The sequence below is a fragment of the Bacillus sp. DX4.1 genome, from assembly GCF_030348195.1.
Lineage (GTDB): Bacteria > Bacillota > Bacilli > Bacillales > Bacillaceae_G > Bacillus_A.
Map to the genome: position 1 here is coordinate 2,354,139 of NZ_JAUCFT010000008.1, position 21,743 is coordinate 2,375,881.

The 21,743-nt window shown below is 36.6% G+C and carries 17 protein-coding genes and 1 pseudogene; 14 read left to right on the plus strand and 4 right to left on the minus strand.

The annotated features are described in order from the left end of the window. Positions 1-171: 171 nt before the first annotated feature. Positions 172-459: a hypothetical protein gene (locus QUF99_RS14920; protein ID WP_289371015.1), complete on the minus strand. Its 288-nt coding sequence runs from the start codon at positions 457-459 to the stop codon at positions 172-174. Positions 460-1,220: 761 nt separating this feature from the next. Here QUF99_RS14920 and mmgD point away from each other — a divergent pair. From mmgD to QUF99_RS14955, 7 genes are all read left to right on the plus strand, one after another. Beyond that, entirely contained in the window at positions 1,221-2,339 is a 1,119-nt protein-coding gene (mmgD, locus tag QUF99_RS14925) for a citrate synthase (RefSeq protein ID WP_289371016.1), read from the plus strand. A gap of 98 nt (positions 2,340-2,437) precedes the next feature. Next, complete coding sequence (gene prpD, locus QUF99_RS14930; RefSeq protein ID WP_289371017.1) at positions 2,438-3,874, plus strand: 2-methylcitrate dehydratase; 1,437 nt, start codon at positions 2,438-2,440, stop codon at positions 3,872-3,874. 16 nt (positions 3,875-3,890) lie between these two features. Continuing rightward, complete coding sequence (prpB, locus tag QUF99_RS14935; RefSeq protein WP_289371019.1) at positions 3,891-4,799, plus strand: methylisocitrate lyase; 909 nt, start codon at positions 3,891-3,893, stop codon at positions 4,797-4,799. A gap of 109 nt (positions 4,800-4,908) precedes the next feature. After that, positions 4,909-6,675 (plus strand): sigma 54-interacting transcriptional regulator, encoded by a 1,767-nt coding sequence (locus QUF99_RS14940; RefSeq protein ID WP_289371021.1) that lies wholly within the window; start codon positions 4,909-4,911, stop codon positions 6,673-6,675. Positions 6,676-6,814: 139 nt separating this feature from the next. Next, positions 6,815-8,530 (plus strand): acyl-CoA dehydrogenase family protein, encoded by a 1,716-nt coding sequence (locus QUF99_RS14945; RefSeq protein WP_289371022.1) that lies wholly within the window; start codon positions 6,815-6,817, stop codon positions 8,528-8,530. Between the two features lie 16 nt (positions 8,531-8,546). Next, a complete protein-coding gene (locus tag QUF99_RS14950) occupies positions 8,547-9,437 on the plus strand; it encodes an NAD(P)-dependent oxidoreductase (protein WP_289371024.1) in 891 nt (296 codons plus the stop codon). Positions 9,438-9,482: 45 nt separating this feature from the next. Then, positions 9,483-10,943, plus strand: a complete 1,461-nt coding sequence (locus QUF99_RS14955) for a CoA-acylating methylmalonate-semialdehyde dehydrogenase (RefSeq protein WP_289371026.1) — start codon at positions 9,483-9,485, stop codon at positions 10,941-10,943. A gap of 236 nt (positions 10,944-11,179) precedes the next feature. On the opposite strand, the gene QUF99_RS14960 is transcribed toward QUF99_RS14955, so the two are convergent. Beyond that, on the minus strand, positions 11,180-11,782 hold the full coding sequence (locus tag QUF99_RS14960; protein WP_289374661.1) for a LysE family translocator: 603 nt from the start codon (positions 11,780-11,782) through the stop codon (positions 11,180-11,182). Positions 11,783-12,048: 266 nt separating this feature from the next. On the opposite strand from QUF99_RS14960, the pseudogene QUF99_RS14965 reads away from it, so the two are divergent. Both QUF99_RS14965 and QUF99_RS14970 read left to right on the plus strand, forming a co-directional pair. Further along, a pseudogene (locus QUF99_RS14965) lies at positions 12,049-12,285 on the plus strand (IS1595 family transposase); the annotation flags it as partial. Between the two features lie 123 nt (positions 12,286-12,408). After that, positions 12,409-12,954, plus strand: coding sequence for a GNAT family N-acetyltransferase (locus QUF99_RS14970; protein WP_289371027.1), 546 nt, complete (start codon positions 12,409-12,411; stop codon positions 12,952-12,954). Between the two features lie 220 nt (positions 12,955-13,174). Here QUF99_RS14970 and QUF99_RS14975 read toward each other — a convergent pair whose 3' ends face one another. Then, positions 13,175-14,227, minus strand: coding sequence for an enoyl-CoA hydratase/isomerase family protein (locus QUF99_RS14975; RefSeq protein ID WP_289371028.1), 1,053 nt, complete (start codon positions 14,225-14,227; stop codon positions 13,175-13,177). 448 nt (positions 14,228-14,675) lie between these two features. Here QUF99_RS14975 and QUF99_RS14980 point away from each other — a divergent pair, with 448 nt between their 5' ends. The 4 genes from QUF99_RS14980 (at position 14,676) to QUF99_RS14995 (ending at position 19,634) form a co-directional block, all read left to right on the plus strand. Beyond that, entirely contained in the window at positions 14,676-14,933 is a 258-nt protein-coding gene (locus QUF99_RS14980) for a hypothetical protein (protein ID WP_289371030.1), read from the plus strand. A gap of 196 nt (positions 14,934-15,129) precedes the next feature. Next, positions 15,130-15,369 carry a DUF2584 family protein gene (locus QUF99_RS14985; RefSeq protein WP_289371031.1) on the plus strand — a complete coding sequence of 80 codons (240 nt, stop codon included), beginning with the start codon at positions 15,130-15,132 and terminating at the stop codon, positions 15,367-15,369. 21 nt (positions 15,370-15,390) lie between these two features. After that, positions 15,391-16,548, plus strand: a complete 1,158-nt coding sequence (locus QUF99_RS14990) for an exonuclease SbcCD subunit D (protein ID WP_289371032.1) — start codon at positions 15,391-15,393, stop codon at positions 16,546-16,548. Next, positions 16,545-19,634 (plus strand): AAA family ATPase, encoded by a 3,090-nt coding sequence (locus QUF99_RS14995; protein WP_289371034.1) that lies wholly within the window; start codon positions 16,545-16,547, stop codon positions 19,632-19,634. The genes QUF99_RS14990 and QUF99_RS14995 overlap by 4 nt, the downstream gene beginning before the upstream one ends. A 58-nt stretch (positions 19,635-19,692) precedes the next feature. Here the strand turns inward: QUF99_RS14995 and QUF99_RS15000 are convergent, their stop codons facing one another. Continuing rightward, positions 19,693-20,829 (minus strand): site-specific integrase, encoded by a 1,137-nt coding sequence (locus QUF99_RS15000; RefSeq protein WP_289371035.1) that lies wholly within the window; start codon positions 20,827-20,829, stop codon positions 19,693-19,695. A 678-nt stretch (positions 20,830-21,507) separates the two neighbouring features. Here QUF99_RS15000 and QUF99_RS15005 point away from each other — a divergent pair. Continuing rightward, a complete protein-coding gene (locus tag QUF99_RS15005; protein ID WP_289371036.1) occupies positions 21,508-21,702 on the plus strand; it encodes a hypothetical protein in 195 nt (64 codons plus the stop codon). Positions 21,703-21,743: the final 41 nt, after the last annotated feature.

Below are 21,743 nucleotides of genomic sequence, written 5' to 3' on the forward strand. Positions count from 1 at the left end.
GCAATCATCAAAACATAATCATTATAGTTGTAAGTCTAGTTGTAATAGTCATAAATGCTGTTAGAATAATTGCTCAAGCTGTTAAAAGGAAAGGTACAGTGATAAAAGTCCATTTTTTAAATCGGCTTTTATTAGATTTAAAGATTTCCTATTCAAGTTGTTATTCAGATTTTAGATATTAAAAGTCCCATAAAAATTTTGAAAATAAATGGATGGGAAATGATAAAAAAATTGAGGAGCAGCATATGTGGGATAGTGGGGATAAGTATGAGAAGGATAGGTGCTTCCAGGGGGCGTTCCGTGATGCCAAAAAGAAGGAGTCTGACCAGATAATTGATATGGTTGCCACACAGCAGGGAGTTGGACCCCGACATCAGAGCTTGCGGTATGGACAGGGGCAATATGGACTGAAGGAGCAGCGGGAGCTACAACAGCAATCCTTGAGAAGAATGGATACATAATAGAATCACTCCTAAATCGATTGATACAGCAGTATATTCTTGTACGTGCTATATATGTGCATACATGTTTTCTATAGGATGGTGTGTCGATTGTGAATGTTGTAATATGCTTAAAAAACTAAGAAATCAGGTTATTCTTTAGGATTAGCCCTTGAGCAGCCAGAAGATGTAGCAGCATTTATTGAAAAAGATGGTATCTTATTTTTCGTAGATTTCGATGACATTTGGTACTTTCAAGAATATGATTTAGGTGTGGGTTATAATACCACTATCGATGAAATTGAATTTAACTATGTAAAATAATCACTTTATTACTAGCAGAAATATTTTATAGAACAATTGTATTTCAATAATAGTAGAATATGAATCGTTTAAGCGAATTGCATATGTATGCAACTCGCTTTTTCTTGTGAATTGAGAAAAATACAGACCATATGGCACCTAAATAAAATGGTTCAATGGATTGTGAAATAAAGGGACATATAAGTTTTAACAAATAAAAAATCCTTAAAGGTACAGGTAGAAAAGCTTTTGGAGTGAGAGGTGTATAAATCTCACTCCTTTTTTGATAGGAAAATTAAATTGCTATTCTCAAAAAATAGTAAAGTTTGGGTGAGAAAAGTATAGCAAACTTATAAATATAAAATAAATTGAAATCTTCTAAAAACTCTGATACATTGAAATGGAGATATATTTTCATAATCTTGAAAAGGCTTACAAGCATGTGCACGAAGATCGATTAGGATTGGAGGAAACAAAATGAAAGCTGAAGAAAAATTTTCCCCAGGATTAGATGGTGTAGTCGCAGCGGAGACGAAGATTTCGTTTCTAGATACGGTAAAAGGTGAAATTGTTATTCAAGGATATGACTTAATTGAGTTATCAAAGACAAAAAGTTATTTAGAAATTGTGCACCTTTTATTAGAGGAACGTCTACCGAATGAGGATGAAAAAGCAACACTTGAAAAGAAATTAAAGCAAGAGTATGAGGTGCCAGAAGGTGTTTTCGATGTTTTAAAAGCATTGCCAAAACAGACGCATCCAATGGATGGGTTACGTACGGGCGTATCTGCATTAGCTGGATACGATGATGACATTGAGAATCGTTCACTAGAAGTGAACAAAAGCCGTGGTTATAAACTGTTAAGTAAGGTGCCTAACATTGTGGCGAACAGTTATCATATTTTAAATAATGAAGAGCCGGTTCATCCACTGCAAGAGTTATCATATAGTGCAAACTTCTTCTATATGTTGACAGGTAAAAAGCCGTCTGAACTTGAAGAAAAGATCTTTGACCGCTCTCTCGTTTTATATAGCGAACACGAAATGCCAAACTCTACATTTACGGCTCGCGTTATCGCATCCACGCAATCTGATTTATATGGTGCTTTAACAGGAGCAGTTGCTTCTTTAAAAGGAAGTCTACACGGCGGTGCCAATGAAGCAGTTATGTACATGCTTTTGGAAGCAGGTAGCGTTGAAAAGTTTGAAGAGTTATTACAAAAGAAACTATATAACAAAGAAAAAATCATGGGATTTGGTCATCGTGTTTATATGAAGAAGATCGATCCAAGAGCACTTATGATGAAAGAAGCTTTAAAGCAACTATGTGAGGTAAAAGGTGATCATACGTTATATGAAATGTGTGAAGCTGGGGAAAAAATTATGGAGAAGGAAAAAGGAATTTATCCGAATCTAGATTACTATGCAGCTCCAGTATATTGGATGCTAGGTATTCCAATTCAATTGTACACACCAATCTTTTTCAGCTCAAGAACAGTCGGATTGTGCGCACATGTTATTGAACAACATGCAAACAATCGCTTGTTCCGCCCACGTGTAAATTATATCGGCGAGCGACATGCATTTAGTAAATAAAAACAACTGGGGAGTTGTTAAGGCCGCCCGCCAGATGGGTGTTTGACCGACACCCATCCTTAATAATAACGAAATTTCGACAGAAAGGGAAGGATAGCATGATAAAAACAAACGAAATCAAAAAAAGAGATGCATTATTAGAGGAAATTACGGATTATGTACTAGATAAAGAGGTGACAAGTTCAGAAGCATTTAGCACAGCTCGCTATGTGTTATTAGATACACTTGGATGTGGTATTTTAGCATTACAATATCCAGAATGTACGAAGTTACTTGGACCGATTGTACCAGGAACTGTTGTGCCAAATGGTACACGTGTACCAGGGACTTCATTTGTTCTCGATCCAGTTCGCGGTGCTTTTAATATTGGCTGTATGATCCGTTGGCTTGATTATAACGATACATGGCTTGCAGCAGAATGGGGCCATCCGTCCGATAACTTAGGTGGTATTTTAGCAGTTGCTGATTACGTGAGCCGTGTTCGTATTTCGGAAGGAAAAGAGCCATTAAAGGTGCGCGATGTATTAGAAATGATGATTAAAGCTCATGAAATTCAAGGTGTACTTGCGTTAGAAAATAGTTTAAACCGCGTTGGTCTTGACCATGTGTTATATGTAAAAGTAGCAACAACAGCAGTTGTTACAAAAATGTTAGGTGGTACGCGAGAAGAAATTAATAATGCATTGTCTCATGCATGGATTGATAATTCTAGTTTACGTACATATCGTCATGCTCCAAATACAGGGTCTCGTAAATCATGGGCCGCTGGAGATGCAACGAGCCGTGGTGTTCATCTTGCACTTATGGCACTAAAAGGTGAAATGGGTTATCCAACAGCATTATCTGCGCCAGGTTGGGGATTCCAAGACGTATTATTTAATAAACAAGAGCTGAAGTTAGCAAGATCTTTAGATTCTTATGTAATGGAAAACGTGTTGTTTAAAGTATCATACCCAGCAGAATTCCATGCACAAACAGCTGCAGAATGTGCTGTGAAACTGCATCCAGTAATCAAAGATCGTTTAGACGAAATTGACCGTATTACAATTACGACGCATGAATCAGCAGTTCGTATTATTGATAAAGAAGGCCCGCTTAACAATCCGGCTGACCGTGATCATTGCTTACAATATATTACTGCAATTGGTCTATTAAAAGGCGATATCGTTGCGGATGACTATGAAAACGAAGTGGCACTTGATCCTCGAGTAGACGACTTACGGGATAAGATGGTTGTTGTAGAAAATAAACAGTACAGTCTTGATTATCTTGATCCGAACAAGCGCTCAATCGCCAACGCAGTTCAAGTTCATTTTAAAGATGGTACAGTAACAGAAAATGTAGAGTGTGAGTATCCACTTGGTCATCGTTTCCGCAGAGAAGAAGCGATTCCGAAAGTCGTACAAAAGTTTACAGCGAACATTGCTGTTCATTATTCAAATAAACAACAGGAACAGATTCATGAAGCTTGTTTGAATGAAGAAAAATTAGAAAATATGAATGTAAACGAATTTGTAGATCTTTTCTTAATTTAAGTGAGGAGGAATAGGCATGGCTTGGATTGTGAAACAACAGTCAACGCAAGAAGAGTTGGCTAATCGCTTTCGAACTTTAGTAGAAGCACCTGAAATTTTACAAATTCCTGGTGCACATGATGCAATGGCTGCCCTTGTTGCGAAAAATGCTGGTTTTTCAGCTCTCTATTTATCGGGAGCTGCTTATACAGCGAGCAAGGGTTTACCAGACTTAGGAATTGTGACGTCTACTGAAGTGGCTGAAAGAGCAAGAGACCTTGTACGAGCAACAGATTTACCTGTTCTCGTTGACATTGATACAGGATTTGGCGGGGTGCTAAATGTAGCACGTACTGCGATGGAAATGTTAGAAGCAAATGTAGCAGCCGTTCAAATTGAAGATCAACAATTGCCGAAGAAATGCGGCCATTTAAATGGGAAAAAACTCGTCTCTACTGAAGAGCTGGTACAAAAGATTAAAGCGATTAAAGAAGTTGCGCCAACATTGGTTGTTGTTGCACGTACCGATGCTCGCGGGGTAGAAGGTTTAGATGCAGCGATTGAAAGAGCGGTTGCTTACGTAAACGCAGGTGCAGATGCTGTATTCCCAGAAGCACTTCAATCTGAAGAAGAATTTCGTTTATTTACAAATAAAGTAAATGTTCCACTGCTTGCAAATATGACCGAATTTGGGAAAACACCATATTATAGTGCAGAAGAATTTGCAAATATGGGATTCCAAATGGTCATCTATCCAGTAACATCACTTCGCGTAGCCGCGAAAGCATATGAGCGTGTATTCCAATTAATTAAGGAGACAGGCTCTCAAAAAGAAGGACTTTCCAATATGCAAACGAGAAGTGAATTATATGAAACAATTTCATATCATGATTTCGAGGAATTAGATAACGGAATTGCAAAAACAGTTTTATCTGACGATCAATAGAACAAAGAAGAAAGGCGATGATGATACATCTTTGGCGAATACAGCTGCTTGATGTGGAAATTCATCGTCTTTTTATATCAGTGAAGTGTTTTGCTTAAGGGGTGAAAATATGATTTCAACAGAAGATTACTCCGTAAGAAAGTGGATGAATCAAGATTTTCAGTTTGTGGGAATAAACGATACGATTTCTGACGCAGTCCGACTGTCTATTGCATCAGAAAGAAATGAACTTCCTGTGCTAGAAGGGAAGCGAATGGTTGGAATTGTGAAATTACTAGATTGTGTTCAGTGGCAAGAAAAACATGGAAATGGGGATGCACCAGTCAAGATGATAGTGAATCATCTTTTTGAACGGGGCAGTGTATCTGTTTCTATGCAAGAGTTAGAGCGTATCCCGTTCTATGTAAGGAACGAACATGATGGGATACTGGAAGGAATAATAGAACAGCATGAACTTTTTTCCTTTCAAAGATATATAGAACAACAATTAAATGAGGCACAACATATGATTGAATGGTTAAAGTTATCTTTTGACACTGCCTATGAAGGGATTACGATTGTTGACGAACATGGCGTCATTCAAATGTTTAATGAAACGTATAGTCGCTTTGTTGGGGTGACAAAAGAAGAAGCAATTGGTCAGCTCGTTGAAAATGTAATTGATAATACGCGGCTTCCAGTTGTATTGAAAACAGGTGTTCCAGAGCGAAATCAAGTGCACCGTTTGCAAGGACAAAACTTAGTTGTGCATCGCATGCCAATATGGAAGAAAGGAAGAGTGATTGGTGCTGTTGGGATGCTCATACATGAAGGGATTTCGGATATTTATAAAATATTAGAGCGTTTTGATCAAAATGATAGTGCAATAAAACCATTGTTTGCTAAACCGAAAAAGAAACAACGTCTTGTTCGATTTGAAGATATTCTTGGAGAAAGTCCGGCCATTTCAGAAACGAAAAAAATTGCTCGGAAAGCAGCACAATCAAAAGCATCTGTTTTGATTACAGGTGAAAGTGGTGTTGGGAAAGAGCAATTTGCACGGGCTATTCATGATACTGGGGTAACAAAGGATGGTCCATTCGTCAGTGTAAACTGTGCGGCAATTCCAGATAATTTATTAGAATCTGAGTTGTTTGGTTATGCTGAAGGAGCCTTTACAGGTGCAAAAAAGAATGGAAAAACAGGGAAATTTGAACTTGCACATAATGGAACGTTATTTTTAGATGAGATTGGCGATATGTCCTTATTAACACAAGTGAAGATTTTGCGTGTTTTACAAGAACGAGAAATTGAAAGAATTGGTGGTACACATCCGATTCATGTTGATTTTCGGTTGATTGCAGCGACGAATAAAGATTTAAAACAGATGGTGAGAGATGGAGAATTTCGAGAGGATTTATACCATCGTCTCCATGTGATTCCAATTGATATTCCACCGCTTCGTTATCGTAAGCAAGATATTCCGCTTATTGTTGAAGAATATATACAAAAACTTTGTCAAATTTACGGTGCCGAAGAGAAAACACTCGATAAGGAAGTATTAAGGCTTATGTTTCATTACAATTGGCCTGGCAATGTGCGTGAATTGATCAATGTGTTAGAAAGACTATATGCTCTATCAGATGATACGCATATACGAGCTAAGGATTTGCCAGAAGAGTTCTTTTACCGAGACATGGAACAGAAAAAGTTAGTACCAATGATTCACTCTTTACCAGAGCGGAAACAAGCAATGAAAGTGGTTCGCGAAGAAGAAGAGCGTGGATTAATCGAACGTATTTTAAAAGAAGCGAATGGAAATAAATCGAAAGCTGCGGCATTGTTAGGAATTTCTAGAGCTACTCTTTATAACAAACTGTCGCGTTTCAAAATCTAAACAGATTGTTTTGAAAGGTGTAAAACTGTCTAGACAGTTTTACGTTTTGTTCTCAATTCGACTTATTTCTATCAAGGTTTTAGTTTGGCACAGATTTTGCATATAAAGAAATGAAGACCGAATAGATAGGAGGATACATATGGGGAAAACAAAATTGCAATGGAATGAATTTTTTTCGCTGAACACGGTTGTAAATACAAGTCTTTTTACACCTGAAGATTTTTCAGGTGATGAAGATTTAATTGCAAAAACGACAGAGCAATTTGTAAAGCAGGAGATTGTCCCACAAATCGAAAATATTGAACAGCACAATTATCCGGTTTCTCGTCAATTATTTCAAAAAGCTGGAGAGCTCGGGCTACTAAGTATTGAGGTTCCAGAAGAATATGGTGGATTTGAATTAGGAAAAACCGTTTCCGGACTTGTTGCGGAAAAGATGGGATATGCAGGAGCATTCAGTGTTTCATTTAATATTCATGCTGGCGTAGGGACGTTGCCGTATGTTTATTTTGGAACAGAGGAGCAAAAGGAAAAGTACTTACCTAAACTTGCATCAGGTGAGTGGATTGGTGCCTATGCTTTAACAGAGCCTAACGCTGGTTCAGACGCTTTGAGTGCAAAAACGAGTGCTGTATTAAACGAAGATGGAACCGCGTGGAAATTAAATGGGGAAAAGCAATGGATCACAAATGCTCACATGGCCGATGTATATGTCGTTTTTGCGAAAACAAATAAAGGAATGACAGCATTTATTGTCGAAAGAACATGTGAGGGCGTTTCGATTGGCTTAGAGGAAAAGAAGATGGGGATTAAAGGATCTTCGACTGCAACTCTTATTTTAGAGGATGTTATGATTCCTGCTGAGAATGTATTAGGTGAAGTGGGGAAAGGTCATCACGTCGCACTCAACATTCTCAACTTTGCCCGTTTGAAACTCGCTTTCGGAAATATTGGAACAGCAAAGCAAGCAATTGGTTTGTCCGTTCAATACGGAAAAGAGCGAAGACAGTTCCAAACAGAATTGGTTGATTTTACGATGATTCAAGAAAAGATTGCAAATATGATCATCGCTACATATGGTGCAGAAAGTGCTGCTTACCGAACAGCGGGGGTGATTGATGAGGCGATTCATGAAACAGCCAAAGATGATAGCAGCATTCAAAAGATGTCCCAATATGCAATGGAATGTGCAATTAATAAAGTGAATGCTTCAGAAATGCTTGGGAATATTGTTGATGAAGCTGTACAAATTCATGGTGGTTATGGATATATGCAAGAGTATGAGGTAGAACGATTATATCGCGATGCTAGAATTAGTCGTATTTTTGAAGGAACGAATGAAATTAATCGATTAACAGTTGCAAAAATGTTATTGAAACAAATGCAGCAATTAGAACCGCAGGCCGATGAAATGATCGGTGAAAATGTAGAAAGAAATCATCGCTACCTTTTATTATCGAAACAATTATTAAAGCAATCTTTGAAAACGCTATCTCAATCTCCTGATCTAAAAATTGAACAAGAGCAAGAATACTCACGTGTATTAGCTGACATGATGAAAGATGTATACGTAATGGAATCGGCATTTTTACGTACGAAAAAAGCAGTAAGTAAAAATGGTGAGGAAAAAGAACGTACAAAGCAATTCGTAACAGATGTCATTTGTGAAGAAGGGTATCGTCAAATAGAAGCAGCGGCAATTAGTCTTTTATCTGCGGCTGAACAAGACGAACAAAATAGAAGCGTTTTATTAGACGAAATTCGCAATCTATCCGTACCGCTTTATACGAATTTGTTCACGAAAAAGAGAGAAATTGCAAAAGCTATTATAAACCGTGCTAAGTATATTGTTTAAATAGGAGGAGAAGGGTATGAAAAAGGTTGGTTTTATCGGTTTGGGGAATATGGGTCTTCCGATGTCTAAAAATTTAGTAGATTCTAATTTCAGTGTATATGGAGTCGATTTGAATACAGAAGCTGAAGCTTCTTTTGAGCAAGCAGGCGGCATCATCGGTTTGTCGATTGCGAAATTAGCAGAAACATGTGACTTGATTTTTACAAGTTTACCATCTTCACGAGCAGTTGAAGCTGTCTATTTTGGGGAAGAAGGACTGATTGAAAATAGTCATCCGAATGTTGTTTTAATTGATACAAGTACAGTAGCGCCGCAGCTCAATAAAAAACTTGCTGAAGCTGCAAGTGATAAGAAAATTGACTTTTTAGCAGCTCCAGTAAGCGGCGGGGTTATCGGGGCTGAAAATCGCACACTTACTTTTATGGTTGGTGGTCAAAAAGAAGTGTTTGAAAAAGGATTACCAGCTATGAAGGTGCTCGGCGCAAATGTTTTTCATGTGAGTGAGCAAATTGACAGTGGAACAACTGTGAAACTGATTAACAACTTGTTAATCGGCTTCTATACAGCAGGGGTCAGTGAAGCGCTTACGTTAGCAAAGAAAAACAATATGGACCTAGACAAAATGTTTGATATATTAAACGTTAGTTATGGCCAAAGCCGAATTTATGAGCGCAATTATAAAAGCTTTATCGCGCCTGAAAACTATGAGCCTGGTTTTACAGTGAATCTTTTAAAGAAAGATTTAGGATTTGCGATTGATTTAGCAAAAGAGAACGAACTTCATCTACCAATTAGTGAAATGCTATTGAATTTGTATGATGAAGCAGGAAAAGCTGGATATGGAGAAAAAGATATGTCTGCATTATATAAGAAGGTAAGTGAACAATTGATATCTAGTCATGAATAATGGGTGATGATAGCATTTTTATAAAATGAAAAAGGAGCGAATACAATGATTACAACAGATATTAAACGAGTGAAAAATCATATTAATGGTGAATGGGTAGAATCTACTGGTACAGAAGTGGAAGCAGTTCCGAATCCTGCGACTGGGAAAATTATCGCTTACGTTCCACTATCTCCAAAAGAAGATGTCGATCGCGCTGTTGAAGCAGCAAAAGCTGCTTATGAAACATGGTCTCAAGTACCGGTTCCAAACCGAGCTAGACAACTCTATAAATATTTACAGCTTCTACAAGAAAACAAAGATGAATTAGCGAAAATTATTACGTTAGAAAATGGAAAGACATTAAAAGATGCAAGCGGAGAAGTACAGCGCGGTATTGAGGCTGTGGAACTTGCAACATCCACACCGAATTTAATGATGGGACAAGCACTTCCAAATATTGCTGGTGGTATTGACGGTTCAATTTGGCGTTATCCAATTGGGGTTGTTGCAGGAATTACACCATTCAACTTCCCAATGATGATTCCACTTTGGATGTTCCCACTTGCGATTGCTTGCGGTAATACATTCGTTTTAAAAACATCTGAAAGAACACCACTTTTAGCAGAGAGACTTGTAGAGTTATTCTATGAAGCTGGTTTCCCAAAAGGTGTTTTAAATTTAGTACAAGGCGGAAAAGACGTTGTAAATAGCATTCTAGAAAACAAAGACATTCAAGCAGTTTCTTTCGTTGGATCTGAGCCAGTTGCGAAATACGTATATGAAACAGGAACGAAACATGGCAAACGCGTACAAGCACTTGCTGGAGCGAAAAACCATGCGATTGTTATGCCTGACTGCAACCTTGAAAAAACAGTGCAAGGCATAATTGGTTCGGCATTTGCGAGTAGTGGAGAGCGCTGCATGGCATGCTCTGTTGTAGCGGTAGTGGATGAGATTGCTGATGAATTGATTGATGTTCTTGTCTCAGAAACACGCAAGTTAAAAGTAGGCGATGGTTTTCATGAAGACAATTATGTAGGACCATTAATTCGTGATACGCATAAAGAACGTGTACTCGGCTATATTAATAGCGGTGTAGCGGAAGGGGCTACATTATTAGTAGATGGTCGTAAAATTAAAGAAGATGTTGGAGAAGGGTATTTTGTAGGAGCGACAATCTTTGATGGAGTAAATCAAGATATGAAGATTTGGCAAGATGAGATCTTTGCTCCAGTGTTAAGTATTGTAAGAGTAAAAGATCTTGAAGAGGGAATTAAACTTACAAATCAATCGAAATTTGCAAATGGTGCCGTTATTTATACTTCAAGCGGTAAACATGCGCAAACGTTCCGCGATAACATCGATGCAGGCATGATCGGTGTGAACGTAAACGTTCCTGCACCAATGGCGTTCTTCGCATTTGCTGGAAATAAAGCTTCCTTCTACGGCGATCTTGGAACGAATGGAACAGATGGTGTTCAATTTTATACACGTAAAAAAGTTGTGACAGAGCGCTGGTTTTAATCAAAAGAATAAATGAAACATATGTGTAACATGTTACACATATAGTATTATCGGTACATCACTTTTTGAAGAGTGGTGTACTTTTTTATTAATTTGTTTGATAGCTTTATATAAAGGTAAAGTCATCGCAATCTATAGGTAAAATAAAACAGCCCCAATACTTCGAATACGAATGAGTGGGGCTGTTTTATTTTGTAGATTCGCTGTACATATCATCTATATGTTTTTACTAGTGTTTAGCTATGTTTTTCGAAAGCTAACTTTATTCCAAATCCTATAAGAATAAACCCGGTAATTCCTTGAATATATCGATGTGTAGAAGGCTTTTTCATAAAAATACTAATTTTATCAATTAATACTATATAAAAAGCAAACCATATTGCGGTTAATACGAGATAGGTAAGACCCATGATTAGGAATTGAATAAGTGTATTATGGTTAGGAGTTAAAAATTGCGGTAAAAAGGTCAAAAAGAATACAGCAACTTTTGGATTTAAAAGATTAGTAAGAAACCCTTGTCGAAAGCAAGACGTGTTTTCGTATGCATTTTTTGTCGGCAAATCATTAGCAGTTGCGGTGTTTTTGTTTTTTAAAGATAAAAGTGCTTTTATGCCTAGGTAGACCAGATAAATGGCACCAACATATTTAAAAATAGAAAATAAAAAGGCAGATTTAACAATAATAGCTGAAAGACCAATTACAGCAGCAAAAGTATGAATAAGAAGAGCGGTACATGTGCCTAAAACGGTTTTAAGGCCTCCGATTTTTCCTTGGGCGAGGGTATTTTTCGTAGCCATAGCGGTGTCAGGCCCAGGTAAAATAATAAGACAAATAGACATGATAACAAAAAGAAAATAGTTTCCCACTTTATTCTCCACCTTTCTAGATTTAGTTGTATTTGAGTGAATTAAAGATATTTTAACACAATTTCACTTTGTATATAGGGAATAGTGTGAAAATTCTTTTATGTATGAAACATAAATAGGAGAATCTATATATAACCAAGATACTATTATGTAATAAGCTCTATATAAATACAAATTAAAAAACCGACATAAAGCCTTTCTTTTTAGGTGGGAGAGAGCATCCGGCCATGCATAGAAGCGGTCTATATCGTATTCAAAACGTAAATAACTATCACAGTCGTCTTAAAGGCTGGATTGACCGTTTCAATGGAGTGGTAAATAAATACCTTGACTACTATTTGAGTTGGTTTCAATTCTTAGATGTTATCAAACACCAAAATAACGATACAACAGTAAGTAAGATGGTTGTAGATAGCTGCTTATTCACAACTGATGCGATCTATGATAGGTTAAGATTATCAATATTTACCATTTAGGAAAATATCTTATTGAACAAACGGGGACAGGTTATTTGATTGGGACTGCAGAAAATTATAATATTACAACGCCTTTCCCTTGTTTTATTTTTCTAAATCAACTTAATAGGAATGGAGTATATCATGATAATTAACAAACAAGAATTTTATGTTAATGGGCTAAATTATACTGTTAGATCTGCAATCGATAAAGATGCAAAAGATTTGTCTGAATTAAGATTACAGATTGATGGAGAGACGGAAAATTTGGACAGAGAAAAAGGGGAGGCGTTCATAGATATACCAGGATTTGAACAGATTATAAAAACGGACACTGTGAATCCAAGAAACTTATTTTTAGTTGCTGTAGTTCATGGTCGAATCGTCGGGTTTTCAAGATGCGAAGGAATTTATTTAAATAGATTCTCTCATAAAGTAGAATTTGGAGTATGCGTATTAAAGGACTTTTGGGGATATGGTATTGGGAAAAATCTTTTAAAAGAATCTATTTCTTGGGCTGACTCCAATGGCATTAAAAAAATTTCTTTGAATGTTTTAGAAACAAACGATAAAGCCATTAAACTGTATAAAAGGCTTGGCTTTGAAATCGAAGGTGTATTAAAAAACGACAAAATTCTTGCCGACGATAAATACTATAACACCATTATTATGGGAAGATTTAACGAATGATATCTTATAAAACTGTATGTTCATAAATTCGCATGCAAGTAAGATAATTTAAATATATGAATCTCCTATGCTATATCCTAAAATCAATATAGATGTTTAATATAGCCTAAAAAATAAAAGGGTTGGCAGAATAATAGAGGTTAGCAACAAAGAGTTAAAATACTAGTAAAGAGGGACTTTCGTATTTGGAAGTCCCTCTTTGTTAATACGATTCTTTACATTATGCATTAAGAAGATTAAAGAAGCGATTTACAGCTTCATCTGAAACGTCATCTAATTGTTTATATTTATATTGAGGATTTTGATCTTTATCAACCACAACGGAACGTACACCTTCAAAGAAATCTTCATGTCTCATGAAGTTTTTTGCAAGGACGAGATCTGTCGCAAAACATTGTTCCAATGATTTTTCTTCTCCGTCCATGAGTTGTTTTAATGTTACTTTTAAAGAAAATGGTGATTTTGATAAGAGTGTTTCTTTTGTTTTCAGCGCGAAAGGACTACTATCTTTTTCTAAAGAAGTGATGATTTCTTCTAGTGTATGAAGAGAAAAATGTGTATCAATTTCTTCTTGCACAGAAGCAAGTTCACTTTCTGTAGAAGGAGATGTTGCAAATGTATCAAGTAGCTCTTTTAAAGACGTATGTATGTTTTGCTGATGCCAATTTACTTTTTCAATTTCAGCAAGAAAAGTAGGTAATGTTTCAGATGACATATAACGATCTGCAGCATTTATATACAATACATCAGAGGCTTTCAGGACAGATGCTGTTAAAGCTACATAACGACCTGTATGCCCAGGAGCTTTATTTAGGAAATAAGCTGCTCCGACATCTGGGAAAAATCCAATGTTCATCTCAGGCATCGCCCATTTGGTCCGTTCCGTTACAATTCTATGACTTGCTCCGTTTGTGAGGCCAACTCCTCCGCCCATTACAATCCCATCTAAACATGCGATAATTGGTTTTGAGAATTTGTAAATAAAAGTATCTATTTCGTATTCTTCTTCAAAAAATTGCTCTGCTTTTTGTAATGCAGTTTCATTTGAACGTGCTTCATATAATGTTTTAATATCACCACCAGCACAAAATCCTTTTGTACCAGCACCCTCCATAATTACGATTGCAATACGATCATCGTTTTCCCATTCTTTTAGTTTTTGACCAATAGGTTGTAACATATCATAAGATAATGAGTTAAGCGCCTTCGGACGGTTTAATGTAATTGAAGCGATGCCATTTTCGCTCACAGAAAATAAAACATGATCAGTCATTTTGAATCCTCCTTATATATATCGTTCAGTTCTTATTTCTCGATAATAGTTGAAATGTCCTTTATAATATTCATCTAATACTTATGCAAGTATTATGCCAGGTTAAGAGATGGCTTATTTACAAGGAATACTCGTAAAAAGGTGTCTAACTGTCTAAACATATTGACATATAGAAACGATACATGAGGGGGTGTTTTTCAATACCTTCGCATTTTTTGGCGAGTTATTTTTGCAGGATTTCAATAATGGAAAAGGAATATTAAAACATCAGTTACTCGAAAAAAATGATTTCTATTGTTTTAAAATTGAAAAATCAGGAAATGATATTTTGATGATTAGTAAGATTCGATTGGAACCTTGATAAGTGTTTTTTCTTTTATCGAATTGTCTAACTTTTAACAGTGTGAGAGTTTGTATATAATAAGAAATAGAGAAAGGGGAGATCGGAATGCCAGGGCCTTTACTATTATCGGCTATTATTTTGTTTGCTCTCATGATAGGAATAACGCAGTATTTTCATCAAAAAGATACGACAGAAGAAATCAAAGATAAAGTACGTCTCGTGTTTCCGGTTTTTATATTATCTATTTCACTTTGTTTTGTGTTAAATAAAGACGGATATGCTGCAGTAGTATTCTCCTTTTTTATAGCAAGTGTGTTAGTGACGGTCTTGTATTTCGTTATGAAAGATTATTTACAAAAATGAAAGTGCTGAAGAGGCATTTTTATTTTTGTAAGAGATTAACAATTTCACATACCGTATTATAATAAAAAAAGTAAATCAAACATTTTAAAAAATATAGCGAATCTAAAAGTAGATTCTTCATCATGTATTCACTTGTCAATCTAGAATAGTCGCTATACTATTAAAGTATAGAGAATAAAAAAGGGGTTGTAGTCATATGAAATTTGAAATGCATACAAAGATTATTTCAAATGAAAAAGAAACGAGATTACATATAGAAGAAAATGTTTTTCAATTAATACTAGATGGCTATCATTTATTTGCAATTCATGAAATATTGCCTTTATATAAAACGGAACAAGAAAAGACAGGAAGTGCGATGGTACATAAAATAGAGTGGGAAAATGAAAAAACTACATTACACTATCAACTTGTATCGTTACACTCGGTAAATTAAAGGAGAGAAAGGAAGGAAAAGATGAAGTTTTTTCATACAGCGGATTGGCACTTAGGAAAACTCGTTCACGGCGTATATATGACTGAAGATCAACGGATTGTTTTAGATCAGTTTGTGCAAGCAGTGCAAGAAGAAAAGCCAGATGCCGTAATCATTGCGGGAGATTTATATGATCGTGCAATTCCCCCAACAGAAGCAGTAGATTTATTAAATGATGTATTAAAAAAAATAGTAATTGATTTACAAACACCAGTGCTTGCGGTGGCAGGAAATCATGATAGCCCAGATCGCATTCATTTTGGCAGTAGTTTAATGAAGAAACAAGGTTTGCATATTGTAGGACAATTTCAATATCCATACGAACCAGTTGTGTTACATGATGAGCACGGGTCAGTACATTTTCACTTAATCCCATATGCAGATCCTAGTATTGTAAGACATGTTATCCAAAATGAAGACATCCGTTCGCATGATGATGCGATGCGTATCTTTATGAATGAACTATCGGAAACGATGGATCAAGAAGCACGACACGTTTTTGTGGGACATGCATTTATCACATCTTCAGGAGAAGCTGAAGAGAATACAAGTGACGCGGAGCGTCCACTTTCAATTGGTGGTGCGGAATATGTGAACAGCCATTATTTTGATAAGTTTCATTACACAGCGCTTGGGCATTTACATCAAGCTCATTTTGTGCGAAATGAAACAATTCGCTATTCTGGATCACCACTTGCTTACTCGATTTCTGAAGAGCATCATAAAAAAGGGTATTATGTGGTTGAATTGGATGAAGAAGGACAAACAACAATTGAAAAACGATTGTTTACACCACGTCGTAACATGCGAACAGTAGAAGCAAAAATAGATGAGTTACTGCAGTATTCAACAAGTGAGGATTATGTATTCGTAAAGCTGTTAGATGAAAATCCAGTACTGCAGCCAATGGAAAAAATTCGTTCTGTTTACCCAAATGCTATGCACGTGGAGCGTTCTATCCAAAGACGTGAATTTACAGATGCAAATGAATCGGTTATTTCTAGACATAAAACTGATGATCTATCTCTTTTGAAAGCTTTTTATAAAGAAATGAAGGGTTCGGACTTATCAGAAGAGAAAGAACGTCTTTTCTTAGAAGTATTACAAACAGTGCATGAACGGGAAGGTGAACAAGGATGAGACCGCTTCAGCTTACAATGACCGCATTTGGTCCTTACAAGCAACGTGAAATCATAAATTTCAACGATCTTGGCGACCATCGTATTTTTGCTATTTCAGGAAATACAGGTGCAGGGAAAACGACGATATTTGATGCGATTTGTTATGCGTTATATGGAGAAGCAAGTGGAGAAGAACGAAGTGACACGAGTATGCTCCGCAGCCAATTTGCTGACGATAATGTATATACAAGTGTAGAGCTGCAATTTCAATTAAAGGGAAAAATATATGAAATAAAAAGGCAGCTCGGTCATAAAAAACAAGGAAATAAAACAGTTACAGGACACGCTGTCGAATTCTATGAAATTGTAGATGATCAGCAAATTCCTTGTGTCGATCGCTTTCATGTAACGGATGTGAATAAGAAAGCGGAAGATTTAATTGGGCTCAGCAAGCACCAATTTAGTCAAATTGTTATGCTTCCACAAGGGGAGTTTCGAAAGCTATTAACATCTGAAACAGAAAATAAAGAAGAAATTTTACGACGTATCTTTAAAACTGATCGTTATAAGTTAATGCGTGAATTGTTAGATCAAAAGCGTAAACAGTGGAAAAATGTGCTACAAGAAAAGCAAAAAGAGAGAGAATTATATTTCCGCAATGTCTTTAAGTTGCCAGTTCGTGATGGTTCATTACTAGAAGGATTAGCCCAGCAAGAGCATGTGAATACACATCAAGTTGTAGAAGCGCTAGAGCAAGAAACATCGTGCTATGAGGCTGAGGTAAAACAATTAGAAACGCAGCAAGTCCTGCAAACAAAACAATTAAAAGAAGCAGATACTCGCTTTCATGAAGCGAAGTCTATTAATGATAAGCTGCAAGACTTACAGCGAAAAGAGCAGCAACAAGCAGCTTTGCAAGCAGAAAGGCCGTTAATAGAGACACAAGAGCAACAATTTAAACGTGCGGAACAAGCAAGCCGATTATTGCCATTTGAACAATGGCACGAAGAAGCATTGCAAAGTGAACAAAAGGCTGAACAATTTTTGCAACAACTATCCTTTAAGAAAGAACAAACAGTACGTGCATTTGGGCTGGCTCAGGAACAATATGAAGAAATAAAAGGCAAGGAATCCGTGCGTGAAGAAGCGAAACGAAACGTACAGAAGTTAGAAGAATTGCAACCGATTATTGCTTCATTAGCAGAGAAGAAGACAAAATTGCAAGAGGCAGAGCAACAGAGTGCGAAGCTGAAATTAGAAGTTACCAAGCTAGAACAACAACAAGGAATGCATCAAGTTCAAAAGCAAGAGATAGCTGGAGAATTAAAACAGTTGGAAGAGGATCTCACGCAGTATGTAACAAAATTAGAAGAATTAAGTGGTATGCGAGATGATGCAAAAGTATTAAAACAAGCATATGATGTTTGGCAAGAAGTACAAAAATATGAACAGGGCAAAGAAGCTGCACTTGAAAAGATGAGAGTAGCTCTTCAAGCTTATGAAGAAGTAGAGCAGCGCTGGTTAAATGAACAAGCAGGAGTGCTGGCCCTTCATTTACACGATGGAGAATCTTGTCCGGTATGTGGTAGTATGTCTCATCCGAATAAGGCAACTGAACGAGGAACTTCTATTGATGAAAAGCAACTTAATGCACTTCGGGAAAGCAAAATAGCAGCAGAAAAGGTTCATTTCCAAATAGAAGAAAAGTGGAATTTCTATCGCTCGCAATATGAACAAGCTATAGCAGAAGTAATGAATCGTGGATATCGTGCAGAAGGATTGGCTGAAGCATATCGAACATTAGTACAAAGTGGAAAGCAATTAGCTGCTGAAGTCAATGAGTTAAAAGCAAGTGAAGAAAAGCGTAAAAGGCTAGCACCACAGTTGAAGCAGTTGGAAGAGCAAGTAGACAGATTAGAAAAACAAAAACGTGAAGTTGAAATGACGCAACACCGCACCGAAATGGAATGCATGCAGTTACGTACGTCATATGAGTATGATCAGCAAAAAATTCCAGACAACTTACAAACGTTAGAAGCGTGGACACAACAATTTGAAACAGCTGTTTCTACACTTCGTCACATGGAGGAGGCATGGAAGAAAGTACAAGAAGCGTATCAGCATTGGCAAAATGAAAATGTTCGTATGCAAGCAGAGTACGACGGTGCAGTGAAACAAGTTACAGGGGCGAAGGAGAAGAAAGAAGAAGCTTTCGCACGCTTTATGACAGAGCTGGAGCAAAGTGGTTTTGCAGATCAACAAACATATAAAGAAGCAAAATTATCTGAAGCAGAAAAAATAAATCTACAGCATAAAATTCAAAACTATTATTCGTCCCTTGAAGTGTTAACAAAACAAATCGAAGAGTTAGCAAATCAATTGAACGGGAAAGAATGGGCGGATATTACGGCGTTAGAAGAGCAGTTAAAAGAATTAGAAATTCAGCTTGATATTATAAAAGAAAAACGTCAGCGTGCGAACAATGCTGCCGAGTACATTTCAGATTTACACGAAAATATTAGACGGATTGATGAACAAATTCATGAAGAAGAAACTGCCTACCAAGAACTTGTTGATTTATATGAAGTCATGAAAGGTGATAATGAAAGTCGCATCTCCTTTGAACGCTACATTTTAATTGAATATCTAGAACAAATCGTTCAAATTGCAAATGAACGCCTTCGTAAATTATCAAACGGACAATTTTATTTAAAACGAAGTGAACGAGTGGAAAAACGCAATCGCCAAAGTGGATTAGGTTTGGATGTGTATGATGCGTATACTGGTCAAACACGTGATGTGAAAACATTATCTGGCGGCGAAAAATTCAATGCGTCACTTTGTTTAGCGCTTGGTATGGCTGATGTGATTCAGTCCTATGAAGGCGGTATTTCCATTGAAACGATGTTTATTGATGAAGGCTTTGGCTCACTAGATGAAGAGTCATTAACAAAAGCAGTTGATGCTTTAATTGATTTACAAAAATCAGGTCGCTTCATCGGTGTGATTTCACACGTACAGGAATTAAAAATTGCGATGCCAGCAGTGTTAGAAGTAACGAAGCAAAAAGATGGTTGTAGTCAAACTCGATTTGTGGTGAAATAACCTATCGAAAAGGTCCAAGTCATCCATCGTTTCGAACGTTTTTTAGGTCCGAGTCACACTAGCGGTCACACTTTTCGAATACTTCGTCTAGTTTTTCTGCTACTGAGCGTTGCATATCAGGTAACACGTGACTGTACGTATTTAGCGTAGTACCTATATCAGAGTGACCTAATCGTTCTGAGATTAATTTTACATTAACGTTTTGTTGAATTAATAGAGTAGCATGCGTATGGCGTAAATCATGGAATCGTATTTTCGGTAATTCGAGTTTTTCGGTTACATTATAAAACGATCTACGTATGCTACGAGAATCCAACGGTTTCCCATATTTTGAAGGAAGAACTAAGTCTAAGTCGGTGTATTTATCGCCGGCTTTTTCTTTTTCGTATTCAACAAACTTACAATGAGATTTTAACTCCTCTACTAAAATATTCGGAATATGAATCGTACGTATACTCGTTTTATTCTTCGCTCCATATTTTAATTCCCCGCGCTCAGATAACGTTTGTCTGATATAAATTAAGTTATTCTCCAAATCAATATCTTTCCATCGCAACCCCAAAATTTCACCTTGGCGCATACCGGTTAATATTGCTATTGAAAAGCTAATGTGAAATCTTGTAGTGTTCTTCATTTTCTTGCTTTCTCTTAGAAAATAATTTACCTGATTTAAAGTCCACACTTCCATTTCGGTTTTAGCTATTCTAGGTAATACAACATCCACTGCTGGGTTATTCTTTATAAGTTTAAGTATTTTCGCTCTCTTTAATGATGTTCTTATAAAGCTAAATGTTAAATTGATTGTTCCTTTAGAGTAATGACCTTCCTCAATCAATGTATTAATATAGTATTGGAGATGCATAGTTGTGATTTCTTGCATTTTTAAATGACCAAGACGAGGTTTTATGATATTTAAGTAATGCGTGTAATTTGCTCGAAATGTAGATTTCTGGAGTTGATTTTCCCTTTCCTTAAACCACTGTTCCATAAATACTTCGTATGACATGTGTGATAGTTTAAGAAAATCATCGTTAAGATACTCTGCTTTCAACAATGTCATTTCTTCATTTGCTTCACGTCTAGAAGCGAAACCTCTACGGCGTATCTGTTTACGCTTTCCTGTCATTGGGTCTTTAATAGCGAAGACAAAATCCCATTTACCTGTATCCTTATTTTTACTTACTGTACCACTCAATCTTATGTCCTCCTTTAAAAAGTCACAAGAAAGAGGTTGTATCTTCCATTAACTGTATTCTAAAGCTAAAGTCACAAATTGTATAGGGGTATAAAAAGTAGAAAGCGTGAATTAGGTCATTTTGTCTTTGAGAAAGTACACAGCAATGGGAGAATACGGTTTATACGATTCTACCGATTAGCCAGCTAGTGATATTTAATAACGAACCGGAGACATTAGAGCCAAGTGACGTCTAACCACACATGGCGACTTCCACACATGGTTGTAGTTCACACTAACAAGAACTAACTCTTAACAAGAACTATCTTTTAACAAGAAAAAGATTAAGAGACCAAACCTTGAAGTCTATTTCTAACGAAATACCCTTCCATCATTAATGTATTCGGCGGTAATTACTTATATAAAAGAACGCCGCTAATAGATGATGAGATACGATGAACGAAGTAAAATCCGTTAGGGGTTACCTGAATTAGGAACTGAAAGTAAATAGTCGCCCTATCAATTATGTATCTAATACCTATGTATTATTGCGGTATGTTACGGAGTGGTGCGGTGGTATACAAATTATTTCCGTACTAATAACCTTACGTATTTATAGGTCTTAAAAAGTAACAGAATCGTGCGGGTAAAAACGAAGAAATATAAATTTAATTGCGGAGACACAGCGGAGAGGTTTCGATGAAGGTAGCGGAGGAATACGGTGTTGACCGTCGCAACTATAAGCCTCCAGTGCGGAGGAAGCGTACGATTAATGAAATGCTACGAAGTGATACTACAAAGTCAAGGAATAAGGAACGTGTGGCGAAGTACAGGGAGTTTATACGGGTACAGCCTATTATGAATTATGTTGTTAGGGAGGAAATTGTAAAATAGTCTTAGGTACGGCCACAGAAAAGATGCACAGGACCGCTTAT

Bases quoted from the DNA above. Each gene is read 5' to 3' on its own strand.
- QUF99_RS14985 (WP_289371031.1), top strand. From the start codon at position 15,130: ATGAAATTTGAAATGCATACAAAGATTATTTCAAATGAAAAAGAAACG.
- prpB (WP_289371019.1), top strand. From the start codon at position 3,891: ATGGCTTGGATTGTGAAACAACAGTCAACGCAAGAAGAGTTGGCTAAT.
- QUF99_RS14920 (WP_289371015.1), bottom strand. From the start codon at position 459: ATGTATCCATTCTTCTCAAGGATTGCTGTTGTAGCTCCCGCTGCTCCT.
- mmgD (WP_289371016.1), top strand. From the start codon at position 1,221: ATGAAAGCTGAAGAAAAATTTTCCCCAGGATTAGATGGTGTAGTCGCA.
- prpD (WP_289371017.1), top strand. From the start codon at position 2,438: ATGATAAAAACAAACGAAATCAAAAAAAGAGATGCATTATTAGAGGAA.
- QUF99_RS14990 (WP_289371032.1), top strand. From the start codon at position 15,391: ATGAAGTTTTTTCATACAGCGGATTGGCACTTAGGAAAACTCGTTCAC.
- QUF99_RS14960 (WP_289374661.1), bottom strand. From the start codon at position 11,782: ATGTCTATTTGTCTTATTATTTTACCTGGGCCTGACACCGCTATGGCT.
- QUF99_RS15005 (WP_289371036.1), top strand. From the start codon at position 21,508: ATGAAGGTAGCGGAGGAATACGGTGTTGACCGTCGCAACTATAAGCCT.
- QUF99_RS14995 (WP_289371034.1), top strand. From the start codon at position 16,545: ATGAGACCGCTTCAGCTTACAATGACCGCATTTGGTCCTTACAAGCAA.
- QUF99_RS14955 (WP_289371026.1), top strand. From the start codon at position 9,483: ATGATTACAACAGATATTAAACGAGTGAAAAATCATATTAATGGTGAA.
- QUF99_RS14975 (WP_289371028.1), bottom strand. From the start codon at position 14,227: ATGACTGATCATGTTTTATTTTCTGTGAGCGAAAATGGCATCGCTTCA.
- QUF99_RS14940 (WP_289371021.1), top strand. From the start codon at position 4,909: ATGATTTCAACAGAAGATTACTCCGTAAGAAAGTGGATGAATCAAGAT.
- QUF99_RS14970 (WP_289371027.1), top strand. From the start codon at position 12,409: ATGATAATTAACAAACAAGAATTTTATGTTAATGGGCTAAATTATACT.
- QUF99_RS14980 (WP_289371030.1), top strand. From the start codon at position 14,676: ATGCCAGGGCCTTTACTATTATCGGCTATTATTTTGTTTGCTCTCATG.
- QUF99_RS14945 (WP_289371022.1), top strand. From the start codon at position 6,815: ATGGGGAAAACAAAATTGCAATGGAATGAATTTTTTTCGCTGAACACG.
- QUF99_RS14950 (WP_289371024.1), top strand. From the start codon at position 8,547: ATGAAAAAGGTTGGTTTTATCGGTTTGGGGAATATGGGTCTTCCGATG.